General features: G+C 47.7%; 12 protein-coding genes, 1 tRNA gene and 1 pseudogene. 6 read left to right on the top strand and 8 right to left on the bottom strand.

Annotated elements, in window-relative coordinates; translation table 11 throughout:
• Positions 1 to 82: 82 nt before the first annotated feature.
• The 4 genes from ACG1VR_RS08095 to ldtA all read right to left on the bottom strand — a co-directional run bounded on the left by ACG1VR_RS08095 (position 83) and on the right by ldtA (position 7,412).
• A complete protein-coding gene (locus tag ACG1VR_RS08095; RefSeq protein WP_395490659.1) occupies positions 83 to 2,743 on the bottom strand; it encodes a DEAD/DEAH box helicase family protein in 2,661 nt (886 codons plus the stop codon).
• Positions 2,733 to 4,643 (bottom strand): hypothetical protein, encoded by a 1,911-nt coding sequence (locus ACG1VR_RS08090; RefSeq protein WP_395490658.1) that lies wholly within the window; start codon positions 4,641 to 4,643, stop codon positions 2,733 to 2,735. Before ACG1VR_RS08090 ends, ACG1VR_RS08095 begins: the two co-directional genes overlap by 11 nt.
• On the bottom strand, positions 4,640 to 6,022 hold the full coding sequence (locus ACG1VR_RS08085; RefSeq protein WP_395490657.1) for a hypothetical protein: 1,383 nt from the start codon (positions 6,020 to 6,022) through the stop codon (positions 4,640 to 4,642). Before ACG1VR_RS08085 ends, ACG1VR_RS08090 begins: the two co-directional genes overlap by 4 nt.
• A 463-nt stretch (positions 6,023 to 6,485) precedes the next feature.
• The gene (gene ldtA, locus ACG1VR_RS08080) at positions 6,486 to 7,412 is read right to left on the bottom strand and encodes a L,D-transpeptidase (protein WP_395490656.1); all 927 of its coding nucleotides are present in this window, start codon (positions 7,410 to 7,412) and stop codon (positions 6,486 to 6,488) included.
• 159 nt (positions 7,413 to 7,571) lie between these two features.
• On the opposite strand from ldtA, the gene ACG1VR_RS08075 reads away from it, so the two are divergent.
• Complete coding sequence (locus ACG1VR_RS08075; RefSeq protein WP_395490655.1) at positions 7,572 to 8,813, top strand: mechanosensitive ion channel family protein; 1,242 nt, start codon at positions 7,572 to 7,574, stop codon at positions 8,811 to 8,813.
• Here the strand turns inward: ACG1VR_RS08075 and ACG1VR_RS08070 are convergent.
• On the bottom strand, positions 8,810 to 10,264 hold the full coding sequence (locus tag ACG1VR_RS08070) for an EmmdR/YeeO family multidrug/toxin efflux MATE transporter (RefSeq protein ID WP_265438277.1): 1,455 nt from the start codon (positions 10,262 to 10,264) through the stop codon (positions 8,810 to 8,812). The genes ACG1VR_RS08075 and ACG1VR_RS08070 overlap by 4 nt on opposite strands.
• 193 nt (positions 10,265 to 10,457) lie before the next feature.
• Here ACG1VR_RS08070 and ACG1VR_RS08065 point away from each other — a divergent pair.
• Positions 10,458 to 10,533 (top strand) — tRNA-Asn (locus ACG1VR_RS08065).
• Between the two features lie 76 nt (positions 10,534 to 10,609).
• On the opposite strand, the gene ACG1VR_RS08060 is transcribed toward ACG1VR_RS08065, so the two are convergent.
• Positions 10,610 to 10,852, bottom strand: a complete 243-nt coding sequence (locus tag ACG1VR_RS08060) for a helix-turn-helix domain-containing protein (RefSeq protein WP_395490654.1) — start codon at positions 10,850 to 10,852, stop codon at positions 10,610 to 10,612.
• Positions 10,853 to 10,954: 102 nt separating this feature from the next.
• Between ACG1VR_RS08060 and ACG1VR_RS08055 the strand changes: the two genes are divergently transcribed.
• Together ACG1VR_RS08055 and ACG1VR_RS08050 are read left to right on the top strand one after the other, a co-directional pair.
• Positions 10,955 to 11,200, top strand: a complete 246-nt coding sequence (locus ACG1VR_RS08055; protein ID WP_395490653.1) for a helix-turn-helix domain-containing protein — start codon at positions 10,955 to 10,957, stop codon at positions 11,198 to 11,200.
• An 86-nt stretch (positions 11,201 to 11,286) separates the two neighbouring features.
• Entirely contained in the window at positions 11,287 to 11,535 is a 249-nt protein-coding gene (locus ACG1VR_RS08050) for a helix-turn-helix domain-containing protein (protein WP_395490652.1), read from the top strand.
• Between the two features lie 348 nt (positions 11,536 to 11,883).
• Here the strand turns inward: ACG1VR_RS08050 and ACG1VR_RS08045 are convergent, their stop codons facing one another.
• Positions 11,884 to 12,894: a hypothetical protein gene (locus ACG1VR_RS08045; RefSeq protein ID WP_395490651.1), complete on the bottom strand. Its 1,011-nt coding sequence runs from the start codon at positions 12,892 to 12,894 to the stop codon at positions 11,884 to 11,886.
• Positions 12,891 to 14,825 (bottom strand): DUF3696 domain-containing protein, encoded by a 1,935-nt coding sequence (locus ACG1VR_RS08040; protein ID WP_395490650.1) that lies wholly within the window; start codon positions 14,823 to 14,825, stop codon positions 12,891 to 12,893. Before ACG1VR_RS08040 ends, ACG1VR_RS08045 begins: the two co-directional genes overlap by 4 nt.
• Positions 14,826 to 15,523: 698 nt before the next feature.
• On the opposite strand from ACG1VR_RS08040, the pseudogene ACG1VR_RS08035 reads away from it, so the two are divergent.
• Together ACG1VR_RS08035 and ACG1VR_RS08030 are read left to right on the top strand one after the other, a co-directional pair.
• Positions 15,524 to 15,622, top strand: a pseudogene (locus ACG1VR_RS08035) (helix-turn-helix domain-containing protein); the annotation flags it as partial.
• Between the two features lie 91 nt (positions 15,623 to 15,713).
• Positions 15,714 to 15,899: a type II toxin-antitoxin system CcdA family antitoxin gene (locus ACG1VR_RS08030; protein ID WP_395490649.1), complete on the top strand. Its 186-nt coding sequence runs from the start codon at positions 15,714 to 15,716 to the stop codon at positions 15,897 to 15,899.
• Positions 15,900 to 15,902: the final 3 nt, after the last annotated feature.

Raw genomic sequence — 15,902 nt, 5'->3', positions numbered from 1 at the left:
TTTTTCTACCTTCCCTGAGCCGTATCACCGCTGTACATCTTCAGGACTTCAGGCGGTTTTCAGCAGCCTTCTGCGTTGCGCACTACTCCACATCAAATTTTGCGGGATAGGGATCTTCAATAAGCCGGTCATCTGATGGCTGCCGTAGCCAGCGCCGCCAGCCCTGCGTATCCGACTGTAGGTCTATCTCGCGGTCAAAATCGTGGGATTCGCAACTATCCAGCTTCTCTTCAACACCGTGTTTATGGCGAATAAATGAGGCCAGCTGATCCTGATCGAAGCTGCCTTCGAGGTAAGGATAATTGATGCTCATCCTTGCCTCCCCCCTCTCCTGCAACAGCGAATTGATGCGGCCAAAGAGGCGGTCAACTCGCCCGTTTCGCTGCTCGTTGTCACCCGGCGTCCAGGCAATACCATAATGGTGCACCTGATGACAATGCAGATGAAGATTCACCCCCTCCTGCATCACCGAGGTCGCCACCAGAACATTCGGGAAGAAGGGAGAATTAAAGCCACGAATCAAGCGTTCGCGGTTGCCAGACTGCCCGCTGGCATACCAGGCCGGGCTATTAAGGCTGGTTAATTCACGCCAGCTGTACCCGTTGTTTTCCAGCCTCTGCCCAACAATTTTCACGCACAGGGTTTCAAACGTTCCAACGGCATCCACAAAGTAGCGCAGCATCAGCGAATTTTTTAGCTTTGGCTTAACCCACTTAATAAAATGCAGGTAGCGCTGCTGAACATCGGCCCGCTGTGGCTCGCGGTTAAATTCAGTAAACCAACAATAAAGTTCGATCATCACCGGGCTGGCAAACAGGTAGCCGGTACGCAAATAGTTGGCAAAGTTTTCAATGATGGCCATCCCGTCCGGGCGGTCACGCCACTGCTCCAGCTGCCGCGTTGCCGATTCAGGCAGGAGGTCAAACATCAATCCCCAGGCGGTGGGCAACGGCCGGGTATATTTCACTCCCGGCAGAGGCCCAGATTGTTGAGCGCGGGCATCGCGAGCGGCATCTCCGTAGTTATCACGATGCCGATCCCCGGACGTTTTACGATAATAATAGTGATAAGCACCGTTTGTACCGTCCAGGGCCGGCTCCAGGAACAGAGAAAACAGACTTTCCGGGCGGCGGAAACGCAGGCTGACATTAGTACAGTCGGTGCGGCGCAGGCCGGTATTTTTGGTGACAAACAGGTCAGCAATTTTACTGAAGAGCTTTATATCGTTATTGGGGTCGGATTCATCATCCGCACTCTCTTCCGGCAAAGGGTCGTCCGGATCCTGGTTTTCCCCATGTTTGCCGGGCTGGAGTTTAGCCAGCACCTCCCGGGACCAGGATGATCTGCGCCACTCCGCCTTTTCTTCATCGGACAGACGCCAGGCAATCATTAACCGCTCTGCCATTGTTTCGTCGTAACGGGCATTTATACGTTGAGTAATTTCACGTACAGAGGGGATCCGGCGAACAAACACCAGATGTTTACTGCTGTCCAGCGGGACTTTGTGGTCGAACAAATCGTGCGCCATACAGGCTTTAACCAACGCATCGTATTTGGGGTGATCGGGGAAGCGATGATAGATATCGTGAAACTGCCGGGTCAGTTTGCTTAACAGCGTCGAGTCGCGAGCGTGGTTAAAATCCTCATGGATACTTTCATCGCTATTTCCATTCTGACTTTGCTCTGCGCTGGCGGTACTGCCCGTGGACTCAAACCCTTCGAGATAACCGTAGAGCATGCGCTTATCACCCCCAGACTTTTTCTCCTTGTCCAGCTCCAGCACCAATTGCTTCTGGTAAAGGGCGAAGAACAACTCGGCATCCATTCGCCCCTTAAAATTCGCTGCGCTTGCGTGCTCATGGCGGTATTCATACTTACAGTGATTGCCCTCTTTGCCCTGCATCTTCCGCAGGCGGCGGATGGAAAAATGCTTCATTAGTGCCCGAACATCATCCTTATCAAAGCTTTTAGAGAGCTCGCTGAAATAGCTCAGGATGTCGAAGATATTGCGCGGTTGAGAGTGATTTGGCGTTGCAGTTAGCAGCAGAACATTACTGGCCAGCCTGTCCTGCTCGTTGCCAAAGAAGGCCTCCCCCGCCGCGGCACGCTGAGAATCGCCCCGGTTACGGAAGTAGTGGGCCTCGTCGATAATAAGCAGATCAAACCCGCCTTTCCCCAGAGCCTGTTTTATTCGCTGCCGATAATTCTCTGCATAATCCCTGGCAGCGTCGGAGGCATTCTCTTTTTCATCCGGGGGCACAAGCCCGCTTAATGAATGAATGGTAGTCAGATAAAAGTGATGTTTTTTTTGCTCTACAGCCTCTACCAGACACGCTAATCTCGGGTGAATTTGCGGAGCATATTTCGCCTCTCCTTGTGGAGAAGTAAACGCATTGTTTACTGCCCGATAGTGCTGCCGGGTAAAGGTAGCAAATTCCGTTTTCCAGTTATTACAAAGCGTCGAGTTAGGAGCCATCACTAAAATACGCGCATCGGGTTTTACCTGCCATAACAGCAGCATCACGCCCATAGCCTGGTAGGTTTTCCCCATGCCGACTTCATCGGCAAGTAACGCCAGGCGGCGCTTATTCAGCAGGTTCCAGAGCCCGGCCACGCCTTCGGCCTGCTTAGCCGCCATGCTGGACGCCTCGCTTTGGTATTCCCAATGCGGGTTTGAAGCATCGAAGTTCATTACGGCAGAGACTTCAATCGGCGTGATGATTTTTTTTAACTTATTCGACATAGCCGCAATCCTTTGTGATGGCAGTGATGTAACTCAGGCTTTCCGCATCTCCCTCCAGGCGGGGAGCGGTAACTTGCAAAGACTCCCACTGGAGCGGTGTCACCGTGATAGCGTCTGCCCCGCACTGACGGCGAATGCTACCGACTCGTTTTTTTGCCAGCGCTGCAAGGCTGTTAACCTCCTGAGCCAGAAACCAGTCGAAGACCGTATTTTTCGCCAGTTCAACACGCTCCCTGGCCATTTCTGCCAGCTCCTGCAGGCAGCCAGGTTCGGTGAATAAACGGCGATAAAGCTGAGCACCCTCCTGGGTCTGCGCAAGCCAGTTACGCCGTTGCTGCGTCGCCTGGAAAAGCCGGAAGTAGCTGATCGCGTCCGAAGAGACAATTTCCGCCTCACCTTCACCCTGCAGCTCATCCTGTGCGCCAGCGGCTCTCAGCATGAGTCGTTCACTTGCCGCAGGATCTGCGGAACTCAAATAGCTATTCAGAAGATCGTCCAGAGAGGCGAAGCTCAACGCACGTCGGTACTCAGTGCCCGTTTCAACTATTATGCCCTGCCAGTCCGTTTTACCGGCCGTTCGCAAGGAATAAAACGGACTGTTCAGCACGGCATCACTCTTGAGTACACCCAACTTTTGCGGGAGCTTAAGTTCGTTGCCTCTGGCTTTCCATACCAGTTCCACCGGGCCATTAATACCCGGCAACAGCAGCTGATAGACCTCATCTTTCCTGGCGCCGAACCATTTTCCGGTAATCTCATATTCACAACGAGCCCAGTTAAAAATCACGGTAAGGTCAAATGGAGGTAAGACTTCCGGTTCCAGTTTCTCTTCTTCCAGCAATTCTTCACTGGCAAAATCATCGGCATCAACATCCCACTCGTTGCCACTGATTTCGGTACTGCGAGGCACTTTGTGCACAATACCGGCTTCTATATTCCGGCCCTTCTCCTCCAGGCTACTACAGCCCTGCCAGGTGAAATTCCAGGAGCCGATGGCCAGCCTTTTACTCTTGCTGCTTTCCGCCAGCCAAAGCTTGGCGTGAGTCATAAGGGCGCGGCTATCTTTGGCTACCGGGGAGTGGAAGAGCGCAAGTCTGTTATCGGCTATAAGCGCCTGTAGTCGGGCGTCCCATCGGGTGCGAATATAGCGCCCGTGGACAAGATCGGGCACCAGCTCAATCCTCAAATCAGGCTCGTCAAGCTTATCGATAAAGCTGGCCATGTCTTCGGCAAGATAGGGCGACCAAACGCTGAGCGTCATCAACTTGCCACCTTTCTTAAGCTCGTCCAGCAGAGTGCGCCCCCCCAGACTATGTATAAATGACCAATCATCATCCTTGCCGATAAATGTACGGCGGACAGGGAAAAACTCTTTATGATCCAGGTCGCTGTCGGTATGGATGAAAAATTGTTTTACCTGCTGATATTGCTGGTTGTTGGCAATACAGCGGAAATCCACCGCTTCCTGATTACGCCCCCAGCCGCTGAGGGTCAGGTTAGCGCTCCCGGCACCCACGACGATTTTTTTATCCTCGTCTTCAAGGTAAAAAACTTTGGGATGGAACAGGCTGCGATTTTCATCCAGATACTTAGCAGATGGCGCACCACTCCCTGCAAGTTCGCGAACTGAAACCGGATACACGGCTACGGATGTGCGCTTGGGCTTATCTTTTGCCATCATGCGCGGGTCGCAGTAAATGCGGAAGTCGATACCGCTTTCATTTATCGCCTGCTGTAGCGCCTCGTAATCCATGCGGCTAACCGGCGGGTCTATCCCCAATACGGCGGGCAGAACCCAGGTTTCGACAAAAGCGATATCCAGGTTGAAGGTCGTCAGCCAGACGCGCTTCAACTTACCCATCTGTGAAATCTGTTTTTTGAAGGCTTCTAATAGCTTCATGCCGCGTTCCCCCACAATCCCCTCAACAGGTGCCGGAACTGCGGCAGGTAGTAATGGTTAACCCAATCGCTCTTCGTGCGCTCAGCATTCAGCTGCAACGGTGGAACCTGCAAAGAGATGTTATCCCCCTCCAGTATCAACCACGGGAACTGGCCGCGTGTTGCCATCAACGCCTGGTGGTAAGCCAGCAGGCCACGCACCTGTTCTTCAAGCTCTGGCGCGCTGGCAAGGGTTAATAGTTGCTGAAAACGCCGGGCAGGCGTACCAGTAAGCGAGGCTAACAGCCCTTTGTCCTGCTGCAATTTTGCCGCTAGTTGCGGGAGATCCTGCGCAGTAAGTTTATGCTGATGCCAGAATTGGCTGAACTCTGCCAGCGTCTGGCTGCTTTGACGGCGCAGGCCAGAGAACATCAGGTCGATAAGCGCCAGGAACGGCTCAGCCCGGCTAATATGCTGCAGCGCCATTCGCTCATGTTCATCTATTTCCGGCATTTTCTCTGCAATCCGGATAGCACGGCTAAAGACTTCTGCGTCGGAAAGTTTCGACTCGACCTTCCGTTCCTGCTTCAGAACCTGATAAATCGCCCCCGCGGCGTTTTTATTCAGCTCTGTTCTTTGCAACCAGAATTCCTGCGAGTAGTCTCCTACTGTTTCAGGATCTCGGAAAGCCTTCACATAAGCGTTTTTAAGCGCGGGCGGAACCTTATCCCAGGCCGGCTCGAGATCGCGTTTGTAAGAGACCTGCATCAGCGATGTTAAATACGCTAACGCCTGCGCACGTAATTTTTTTAGTGCAGGCACGTTGTTTATAAATGCTTCGGCGGCTTGCCAGACATGTTTATTATCCGGGAGATCGTAGTGGTATTCGGTGCTGAAAAACTGCATGTTTATCATCGGCGACTTGTAACGCCCGTTAGTCCCGAGAGCCAGCTGATTTGTCAGTATCTCACTGTCTCCGTCATGGCCAAAGGGCAACACTGGGTTATTATTTGCAGTGTTCCACCTTAGCCGGGCTTTGTTTATGCCCTGGACTCCGGTCAACATAACGCCTTTTTTTTCTGCCCCAATCATCGAATAGATGTAGATATTCTCGAAGTGAATAAGGCAGGCTGCGGTAAACTCCCGTGCCTGTTTTTTCGGGTAGGCTTTTTTCATCGCGCCCGCAGTTTGCAGCTTTTCATCCGCCATGAGCTGCCGCATTACGCTGTGATGCAGCAGGTTCAGCGTGTACTGTCGCACGTCGTTGGCGATCGAAGTGATGCGGCTGTGAAAGATGCTCTGCCCCCAGGATGACCAAATAACCAGTTGCCCAAGCGGATCTATATTCAACTCACCGGTCAGCGAGTCGTCGTATTCGGTCAAAAATTTCTCTATGTGCATATCATGGACTCAATCGTTAAACCTGTTGGGCTGGCAAGACGCAATATATGTGCTGCTGGAGCCCTTCCTTGTGTAGCCCTTCGATTTATTCTTATCGGCACATAAAAAGAACACCTTAAATATGTTTATATTTTCACCAACCATAGCTCTTTTATGGCCTTAAAGCACACATTGCCCGGCTACCGCCGGGGGGAATGTATTAGGTATGTTTTACGTTTTATTTATTAAATGTAAGCTACCAAAAAAGAGAGTCAGAATAATAGCTGGATGCCGCAGCGGAGATAAAAAGGAGAAAGACTCCAGCGCTTTTAGCGTTCTGGAATAATTTACAAAAGCATTACTAGTTACATCCTGAATATTGCGATAAAGACATAATAAAACCCCCGTCGCACAATATTTATACGGGGATTTTATTGTCTGCTCTCAGCCTTTTCGCGATTAGCTATTATCTACGGCTTGCCGCTTAAAGCGTCCCACCAGCAGAACCAATTTGCACCGGCATACCGGAGCGACGGTTTAGCGCCTCGCTGACTACTACGGCATTTACGCCTGCGGCCTGGGTTTCGTTACGCAGTACGGTGGTCATCGGGAGCGGGACTTTCTTGTCTGACTCAAACTCCGCGCGGTTGCGGGACAGCGGTTCGTGGACTTCTAACCAGCGTTTGCCGTCCGGCTCGACGGTGACTTTTACCGGCTGGTCTATCAGCTGTACGCGGGTGCCGACCGGCACGTTGTCGAACAGGTATTTAATATCGTCGTTGCGCAGGCGGATGCAGCCCTGGCTAACGCGCAGGCCAATGCCGAAGTTGGCGTTGGTGCCGTGAATGGCGTACAGCTTGCCGATGTAAATGGCGTAAAGGCCCATTGGGTTATCCGGCCCCGGCGGCACAAAAGCAGGCAGCGTTTTGCCCTCTTTGGCGTATTCGCGGCGGGTGTTCGGCGTTGGCGTCCAGGCCGGTGCATCCTGTTTACGCTCCACGCGGGTGACCCAGTTGCGCGGGGTTTCACGCCCGGCCTGGCCGATGCCGATAGGCAAAATCTCAACCGTGTTGCTGCCCTTTGGGTAGTAATAAATACGCATCTCGGCCACGTTCACCACCAGGCCTTCGCGCACCGTATCCGGCAGGATCACCTGCTGCGGAATAACCAGCTGCGTGCCCACTTTTGGCAGGAACGGATCGACGCCGGGGTTAGCCTCCAGCATATTGCTGAAGCCCTGGCCGTACTGGGCGGCAAAGTGCTCAAGCGGCTGGGTATTACCCTCCGGCACGGTGATGGTAATTGGCTGGCCCACCAGGCGGCTGCCTTCCGGTGGGAGCGGATAAGTCACGGCCAGAGCGCTTTGGGTTACCGCTGCCAGCGCAAAAGCGAGGCTGGAGAAACGAATCATAATTTCCCTGTTATTAAACATGATGTGATTAGGCTAAGCATAACCGCCGTGGGCGTTTTCTGTAAGCCTTGCGGGGAAATATGTTCATTAACCAGGCGGCCGGGTTGCGACCGCCGCCCCGGCAAGGCATCATGTCCTCTTGTTTGTTAAGGAGACGTTATGCAGGAATTGATATCCGCACTGAAGCAATACGGCTTTCAGCCAGACCACACCACTTCCCTGATCGTCATTTTCGGCATCATTTTTCTCACTGCGCTAATTGTTCACGTTATTCTGCATCGCATTGTGCTGCGCACCTTTGAAAAACGCGCCCAGGCAAGTACCAGCCTGTCTTTGCAGATAATTACCCAGAATAAGCTGTTCCACCGGCTGGCGTTTTTATTGCAGGGGATTATCGTCAACGTACAGGCGGTGCTGTGGCTGCAAAAAGGCAGCGACGCGGCGACTATACTCACCACCTGCGCCCAGCTGTGGGTCATGCTTTACGCCCTGATGTCGTTCTTCTCGCTGCTCGACGTGGTGTTTGGCCTGTCCGGGAGATTCACTTTCGCCTCCCAGCTGCCGCTGAAAGGCATTTTCCAGGGCGTGAAGCTGATTGCCGCGATTGTTGTCGGCATCATGATGGTTTCGCTCCTGATTGGTAAATCTCCCGCCATTCTCATCAGCGGCCTTGGCGCGATGGCCGCGGTACTGATGTTGGTGTTTAAAGATCCGATCCTCGGCCTGGTGGCGGGTATTCAACTTTCGGCTAACAGCATGCTGAAGCTGGGCGACTGGCTGGAAATGCCGAAATACGGCGCTGACGGGGCAGTTATCGACATCGGCCTGACCACGGTGAAAGTGCGCAACTGGGATAACACCATCACTACGATCCCGACCTACGCCCTGGTTTCTGACGCGTTTAAAAACTGGAGCGGGATGTCTGCTTCCGGCGGGCGCAGGATCAAACGCAGCGTTAACATCGACACCACCAGCATTCGTTTTCTGGCTCACGAAGAGCAGGACAAGCTGCTGAAGGCGAAGCTGTTGCAGCCTTATATGGCGGAGCGCAGCAAAGAGATTGAAGAGTACAACCGGCAACACGCCGACGATCTGGTGCTGAACCAGCGCAAGATGACCAACGTTGGCACCTTCCGCGCTTACCTGAATGAATACCTGCGCAACCACCCGCGTATTCGCAAAGATATGACGCTGATGGTGCGCCAGCTGGCACCGGAAAACGACGGCCTGCCGATTGAGATTTACGCCTTCACCAATACTGTTGCGTGGGCGGAGTACGAGAGTATTCAGGCCGATATCTTCGACCATATTTTTGCCGTGGTAGAAGAGTTTGGGCTGCGTATTCACCAGGCGCCGACCGGGAACGATATTCGCTCTCTGGCCGGAGCCTTTAGCCGCTAAACGGGCTTTTCGCCTGCTGCAATAAGCGGTTCTTTTGGCGGTCGCGGGTATTTTTTCAGCCAGCGGCCGCTGACCATTCGCCAGTAGAAGCACGCCCCGCGCACCGCCCAGTCTCCGAACATGCCAAGCCAGACGCCCACCACGCCCATTCCCAACACAATACCGAGCGTATAACCGGCGATTACGCGGCAGCCCCACATCCCGGCCATTGACACCCACATAGCAAAACGTGCGTCTCGCGCGCCCTTCAGCCCGGCGGGCAGCACCCAGGAAGCGGCCCAGATAGGCATAAACGCGGCGTTCATCCACAGCAGGACTTTAACCACCTCTTTTACGTCATCTTCGCTGGTGTAGAACGAAGCAAAAAGCCCGGCGAACGGCGCGGTTCCCCACGCGATAACGGTTAAGCCAAAGGTTGCCAGCCAGAAGGTGTGGCGCAGCTGGCGCTCCGCCTGACCTATTTGTCCCTTCCCTAACCGCCTGCCGACGATGATGGTCGAGGCCGACCCGAGGGCGTTGCCCGGCAGGTTGATAAGCGAGGCAACGGAGAAGGCAATAAAGTTACCGGCAATCACGTTGGTGCCCATCCCGGCGACGAACATCTGCGTGAGCAGCTTACCGCCGTTAAACAGCACCGACTCCACGCTTGCCGGAATGCCTATACCGAGCACTTCCCAGAGAATGCCCCAGTTAAGCGGCGTAAAGTAGCTTTTCAGCGAGATGCGCAGCGCCGGATTAAAGCCAATCATCAGCACGAAGATAATGCCCGCCGCGCCGATATAGCGCGAGATGGTCAGCCCCAGACCCGCGCCAACGAAGCCCAGCCCGCCCCAGCCAAAAATGCCGTAAATCAAAATACTACTGATGATGATATTGAGGATGTTCATGCCGCCGTTAATCAGCAGCGGGATTTTGGTGTTCCCTGCCCCGCGCAGCGCGCCGCTGCCGATAAGCGCGATGGCCGCCGCCGGGTAGCTCCAGACCGTGGTTTGCAGGTAAGAAAGCGCGAGGCCTTTTACTTCTGGCGTGGCATTCCCGGCGATAACATCGATGATGTGCGTGCCCGCCAGGTGAATGCCTGCCGCCATAATGAACGAGACGATGGTCATTAAAATTAGCGACTGCCTGGCCGCCGCCCTCGCCCGCTCCGGATCGAGCCTGCCGAAGCTGAACGCCACCACCACCGTGGTGCCGAGATCGATGGCGGCGAAGAACGCCATAATCACCATATTGAAGCTGTCTGCCAGGCCCACGCCCGCCATGGCTTCTTTGCCGAGCCAGCTGACGAGGAAGGTGCTGAGCACGCCCATCAACAATACGCAGGTGTTTTCGAGGAAGATTGGCACGGCCAGGGGCGTTATTTCTCGCCAGAACAGCACCCGGTAACTCTTACGTTTGGCGTACCACGGCGTTTTCGCCACGGCCTGGCGAAGGACTGCATGTAAGTTCAAGAAAGGACCTGCAAGGAAAGATAAAACGGCATTTCAAATAATGGGCGACAATTCGTTATCCTGCAAAGGATTTTTTGTCGCGGATTGCCTGAAAAGGCAACAAGATGTTGATAGTTTCCGCAAACGCACCGCGCCGGGCGATTTTGCCTTTGACAAGCCGGGCGTAATCGCTAAGATATGCCTCCTAACCGATTCCTCTGTAGTTCAGTCGGTAGAACGGCGGACTGTTAATCCGTATGTCACTGGTTCGAGTCCAGTCAGAGGAGCCATATTCGAGAGCCCGCTCAGGGAAACCTGAGCGGGCTTTTTACTTTATACCGCCATATCATCGTTTAGTTCTTCTCTCTACAACTCAATTTGATCCAAGTTTTCGCATCCATTTTTACTATAGCGCGAAGGCCAAATCTGCTCTGGTGATATGCCCAACTCTGTTGCAATAAGCCTCTCACCTTTAGGCCAGTGGCGCGTTAACGCATTTGCCAATGTGGATGACGCTAACCCTGCCTTGCGAGATACCGCCGCCAAAGATGTCCCTTTTTTCCTCATTCCGGCAACGATATCTGCGGGATGCCAATCTTCTCGTTTCATTCTGCTACTCCTTTGCATAACTGACACTGTTAATTATCCCGTTTTGGGATATTTTTACAAGTGGTTGATATTCGATTTTGGGATATTGATCGGAGTTTAGCCATGTCATCAATTTATTCAGAAGAATATCAATCATTTATCAAAGAACTACGTGATGCCAGAGTAAAAAGAAGCATCACACAGCAACAGCTGGCACAGGCGATGGGGCGTCATCAGTCATTCATTGCGAAGATTGAAAGCGGAGAAAGAAGACTGGACGTCATCGAGTTCGCCCATGTGGCACAGCTGCTGGGAGTTAACCCTGCCCCACTCCTGGAGCGAGTCGTTCATAAGCTGAAACCACTCTGAAACTCATCATTATCGTAAAAATCCTGTTTTGGGATAAAAAATTAACTAGCTGATCATCCGGTAATATTTTTTCATGAGGCAGGGAAATGGCTTCTATATACTCGGATGAATATCAGTTAGTGATCAAAACACTCCGCGAAGCGCGTCTTGCGCAAGGACTGACGCAGGAGAGCCTAGCGCGTATGTTGGAACGCCCACAATCCTTTGTTGCTAAATTTGAAAACGGTGAGCGAAGGCTAGACATTGTTGAATTTGTCCACATAGCTAATTTATTGTCGCTTGATCTTATTTCGATAATAAGTGAATTATCTAAGGATAATAAGTATTTTGTTTAGAACCACACAGAAATTAATAAGAGATTGAAGTTTATACGAATCGCAACTTTTATTCTTCTTAGTTATTGATGTTGAATGCCAGAGAGGAAAAAAAATGAAAGTATATCGAGCAATTTATAAATAGCCGAACAATCCAGATAAATTAGCTAAACATTAAAGCATCAACAAACAACATATAAGGCATTACAAAAATAAAATCAACTATTATTCAATTCTTGAGCGTCACCTTTCATATATTTACACCTATCAAAATGCTAAATTATTTTCCCTCTGCTTCCCTGCTTAACAATCAATAACCAGCGAGTTTAAAGTACTACCACAGTCTACTCGCTGGCAGTCATTTATATTTTATGGGTTATATATTAACAATTCATTTTTATTTCCAACATTCGATATGACAATTTCATTACCATCTGACCAGAATAAAAAACGCAAGCCTCGCCCTTGTTTATTAATGTGTACCCTATATGCAGTGTAATTGCCATAAGTTCTCGCCTCTGTGGGACAGTCACTCTTATAAAAATAATTTATTTCTGACTTTCCAGTATTAGCAAGCACATTAATTATAGAGTTGTAAGTTGCAGATGCATATTTTTGGCGCCCGAAACTCTCATTGTCTTTCAATGAGCTAATAAATTTATCACTTACATTAAAATCCTCCCATTCTAGCCTAGTAGTTAGCTTATGAATGTTTATTAACTTTACTGCACCGATATACAGTGCCATTTTCATTTTTAATGGAGTATCCGCTTCTGCGTATATATTCATCCCATCTAGATTAAGTATAAACTTACTTACATTAGTAAAGTAGTCGAGTTGTTTCTTAAAATCAAAAGGAACCACGTGCGTTTGATCTGGAATTATTAACTTAATTTCCCCCTCAAACTCAATAGTATTCTCTTGTAAACATTCTTTAGAATGACTGAAAAATGGAAAGTATTTGTTTACACTGAAATGATTATTTATTGCCATATGACTAAATTGATCGACGAGCTCATTTTTACGATCCTGATTTATAGCATCAAAATCAGGCGATACTTCAATTGGTTTTTCCCACTCAACTAAATAATCACTCTCATATGAAGTTGAGCCTGAGAGAATATTATTAATCATTCGTACAATATCATTTGAGCAGTATGGGAAATTATCTTTTGGGATCTTTCCCATGAATATCTTGTCACTTGGGAAAAGATCATAATCGATCATAGCCCCTATTATATCTTTCTCCTTTTTAATATTAACAACGCCAGTATTTATGAAATTTTTCAACATAATCAAATCTTCAACAAAACTCTCGATTTTTGAAGATTCAAATAGAATGGGTGAAACAATAAACTCGAAGTTAATTACTCCATTCATTTTTTCACCTCAAATGAAAATCGTCCCTTATCACCAATTTCTAACTTTCTTTTGCGACCTGCTTCGTAGAGAATTTTTTCTATTTCCCTATCCGTTTGATCAAAGAAGTCTGTTGGCCAGTCAATAACACTTCCGAAACGGTTTATTTCTATTTGAGAGAATTCAGAATAACCATTATTTTTAGTTATAAAAAACATCGCAGTATTTTTATTTAAACTGCCATCTCTTTCTTGAGCTATACGCAACCGAAGTCTATTAATTAAATACTCACTATGCGTTTCTATTATACATTGTCTTTTAGACTGAACCATAGCAATAAATAAATCACATAATCTTGACTGTACTTGTGGATGAAGATGTAATTCAGGTTGCTCAAATATCAACACATCATCTTGTTCAGAAATCAAAAACATCAAAACAATTGGTAGAACCTGACTGACACCGACGCCTACATGCGTGAGATCCTGCCATTTATCATTTTTATTAGTTTTTACTAACAATTCATAACCAAGCTTACCTCTATCCTTTGTACTAAACTCTTCGATCACACCAAGATAGGACAACCATTCTTGACATGCAAATCTAAGAGGCTTGGCTTTAGTATGAAATTCCAAGTCCCCATTTGTAATAATAGGAGATAAGTAACTAATGACTCTATCTTTATTTTTATGTAATACTGCGGCTGTAAACTCTCCTTTGAGGCCAACACTATTCGGGTCATATTGACCTCGTGAAGAATATATAGCCTGGGGTTCCATCCTCAATGGCCCTAGGTACTTCACTGATCGGGAAAAATAGACATTTAACAAATTTTCAACATCAAATAGACTTCTAACATTGAAAAAGGTCTGCCGTGTTTCTTGTTGCATAGATTCACACCATAACTCTTGTAACAAAGCCCTATTTTTATCAATTAGTTCCAGCAGTGTTTTCTTTGTTTTGTCTTCAAGTTTACCTAAAAACCCATGCCAATCGAGTAATGAGATTGTTTCGGCATGTAAAAAAGAAGGGGGTATATCCTGTGTTCTTAGATTATATGTAGAATTAACTATATTTTCTTTTAGATTTAATAACTCTACACTCTTATGCGAACTTTCATCATCTTTATAAAATTGACTCGAAATCAAACTATCAGGAAGTACTATAGAGTCATATATCTCTTGGCGCTCTTTAACTATTATTGATAATATAGTACGCATAAATTTATTTGTCAGGACTAAATATTGCTCATCCAAATGATAAATATCTGTACCTTGGAAACGAGATGAATCCATAAAATTTGTCGCAAAATTAATAACATGAGAACTGATTTTTTTTATATAGTTATATTCAAGAATAAAGGCTGTAGGTACCAGTTCACATCTTTTACTTCCTAGGATTTTGAAATCAGGATACTCCACTTTTATTCTATTATTTTCCGGACTTTCAAACTCCGTCACTGTATACATGATTTCTTCGGAGCTACTATCCAGTTCAATAACAATTCTATCAGTTTCTATTTTCTCTCCATCCTCGCTTAAATTATAAACAACAATTTTATTTTTCAGTATGGATGGATGGTATTCATCATCTCGACCTTGCTTCCCTCTGCTGATCGCACCAAATGTAATATCATAATTTACCATTGTACTTTTAGCATTTCCAAAATAATCATCTTTCATCTCTAAGGTGAACGATATAGAAATACCATCATTTTTAGTAGCATAGCTTTTAATATCTCTAAAAGATCCTAATTGAGTTAGATGGCCATTCAATGTAATTGGTTCATCCTGGTATCTACCTGAGAAACTTTGGCTGAGCATTAAAAGAACTTGAATTAAGGAGCTTTTCCCACTACTGTTTGAACCACATAATATGGATAACCCATGCAAATCAATTGGAGTAAGCATCGTAATGGATTTAAAGTCTTTAACATTTATTTTCGTAAACATTTAGAATCTCAATATTATATATTATCATGATGTTGATAGGAATGTTTCCATCTAAACCATAATATGAACCAGACAAGAGTTTCATTTTCGCATTAAACATGCAAAACACAATACCATTTCACGTAGTTGACATACATTACGAATTATGAAACCGAATAAAAACCATTTATAACCGCCTCTTTTGAAGGAATTACAAAGTGTCCCAACCATTGGGATACCACTCATGCATTTTAAGTAGCTATCTCTGAATCCCCCTTCCCTGTTTTATGCATGCTGTAAACCTAGAGCAGCCCTAATTTCTGCTATGAGCTATGAGCTATGAGCTATGAGCTATGAGCTATGAGCTATGAGCTATGAGCTATGAGCTATGAGCTATGAGCTATGAGCTATGAGCTATGAGCTATGAGCTATGAGCTATGAGCTATGAGCTATGAGCTATGAGCTATGAGCAGGTTGAATACATTCAACTAATTAATATACTATTCTATAAAATTCATCTAAATTTTATAGAGTTTTCGTTAAAATGTAAGCGGCGTCATATTAAAACCCTACGAATACCATCATACAACATGGCTCACGATGCAAATACGGAAACGCTATACATTATAAGCCTATAAATTTACATCATAACATGTGTTCTAAAAGCCCTCTGAAAATTTTGAACACATCATTATTGTGGAAAATAAGGCTGACGGCTTCGTCACAAGATAAAAGGGGAAAGACTGATTGCTGAAGAGATAGGCGTTGCGCCTGAGCAAATCTGGCCGTCACGCCAGCGTAAGGTTAAGGATCTGTAAAATCATCGCCACCGGTATTTGATCACACTATCGGTGGCTGATGCCAGGATAAGGTATATTGCACAGGAAGTATTCACTGAGGGAAATTGCTATGTCTATTCCTGCCAAAGAAGAACGTATAAACCTGCCACTGGAAACTGGCTGCTCTGAAGTCCTTGCACACCCTTCGACAAGAACAACAGAAGAATGGACACAGGAAAACGAACAGGCCATAAAAGACGTTAACGCCTTTATGGCCGAACTCGGGCACTTCTCAGATAAAAACAGGGCGTTTTAACTT

Source organism: Cedecea davisae (genome assembly GCF_044095835.1).
Taxonomy (GTDB): Bacteria; Pseudomonadota; Gammaproteobacteria; order Enterobacterales; family Enterobacteriaceae; genus Cedecea; species Cedecea davisae.
The sequence above is the reverse complement of the archived record's forward strand: the minus strand, read 5'-3'. Positions and strand labels throughout refer to the sequence as shown.

What these genes read in the sequence shown, in the direction of transcription:
- ACG1VR_RS08090 (WP_395490658.1), bottom strand. Translation starts at nt 4,643, where the DNA reads ATGAAGCTATTAGAAGCCTTCAAAAAACAGATTTCACAGATGGGTAAG.
- ACG1VR_RS08075 (WP_395490655.1), top strand. Translation starts at nt 7,572, where the DNA reads ATGCAGGAATTGATATCCGCACTGAAGCAATACGGCTTTCAGCCAGAC.
- ACG1VR_RS08030 (WP_395490649.1), top strand. Translation starts at nt 15,714, where the DNA reads ATGTCTATTCCTGCCAAAGAAGAACGTATAAACCTGCCACTGGAAACT.
- ACG1VR_RS08050 (WP_395490652.1), top strand. Translation starts at nt 11,287, where the DNA reads ATGGCTTCTATATACTCGGATGAATATCAGTTAGTGATCAAAACACTC.
- ldtA (WP_395490656.1), bottom strand. Translation starts at nt 7,412, where the DNA reads ATGATTCGTTTCTCCAGCCTCGCTTTTGCGCTGGCAGCGGTAACCCAA.
- ACG1VR_RS08055 (WP_395490653.1), top strand. Translation starts at nt 10,955, where the DNA reads ATGTCATCAATTTATTCAGAAGAATATCAATCATTTATCAAAGAACTA.
- ACG1VR_RS08040 (WP_395490650.1), bottom strand. Translation starts at nt 14,825, where the DNA reads ATGTTTACGAAAATAAATGTTAAAGACTTTAAATCCATTACGATGCTT.
- ACG1VR_RS08060 (WP_395490654.1), bottom strand. Translation starts at nt 10,852, where the DNA reads ATGAAACGAGAAGATTGGCATCCCGCAGATATCGTTGCCGGAATGAGG.
- ACG1VR_RS08085 (WP_395490657.1), bottom strand. Translation starts at nt 6,022, where the DNA reads ATGCACATAGAGAAATTTTTGACCGAATACGACGACTCGCTGACCGGT.
- ACG1VR_RS08045 (WP_395490651.1), bottom strand. Translation starts at nt 12,894, where the DNA reads ATGAATGGAGTAATTAACTTCGAGTTTATTGTTTCACCCATTCTATTT.
- ACG1VR_RS08095 (WP_395490659.1), bottom strand. Translation starts at nt 2,743, where the DNA reads ATGTCGAATAAGTTAAAAAAAATCATCACGCCGATTGAAGTCTCTGCC.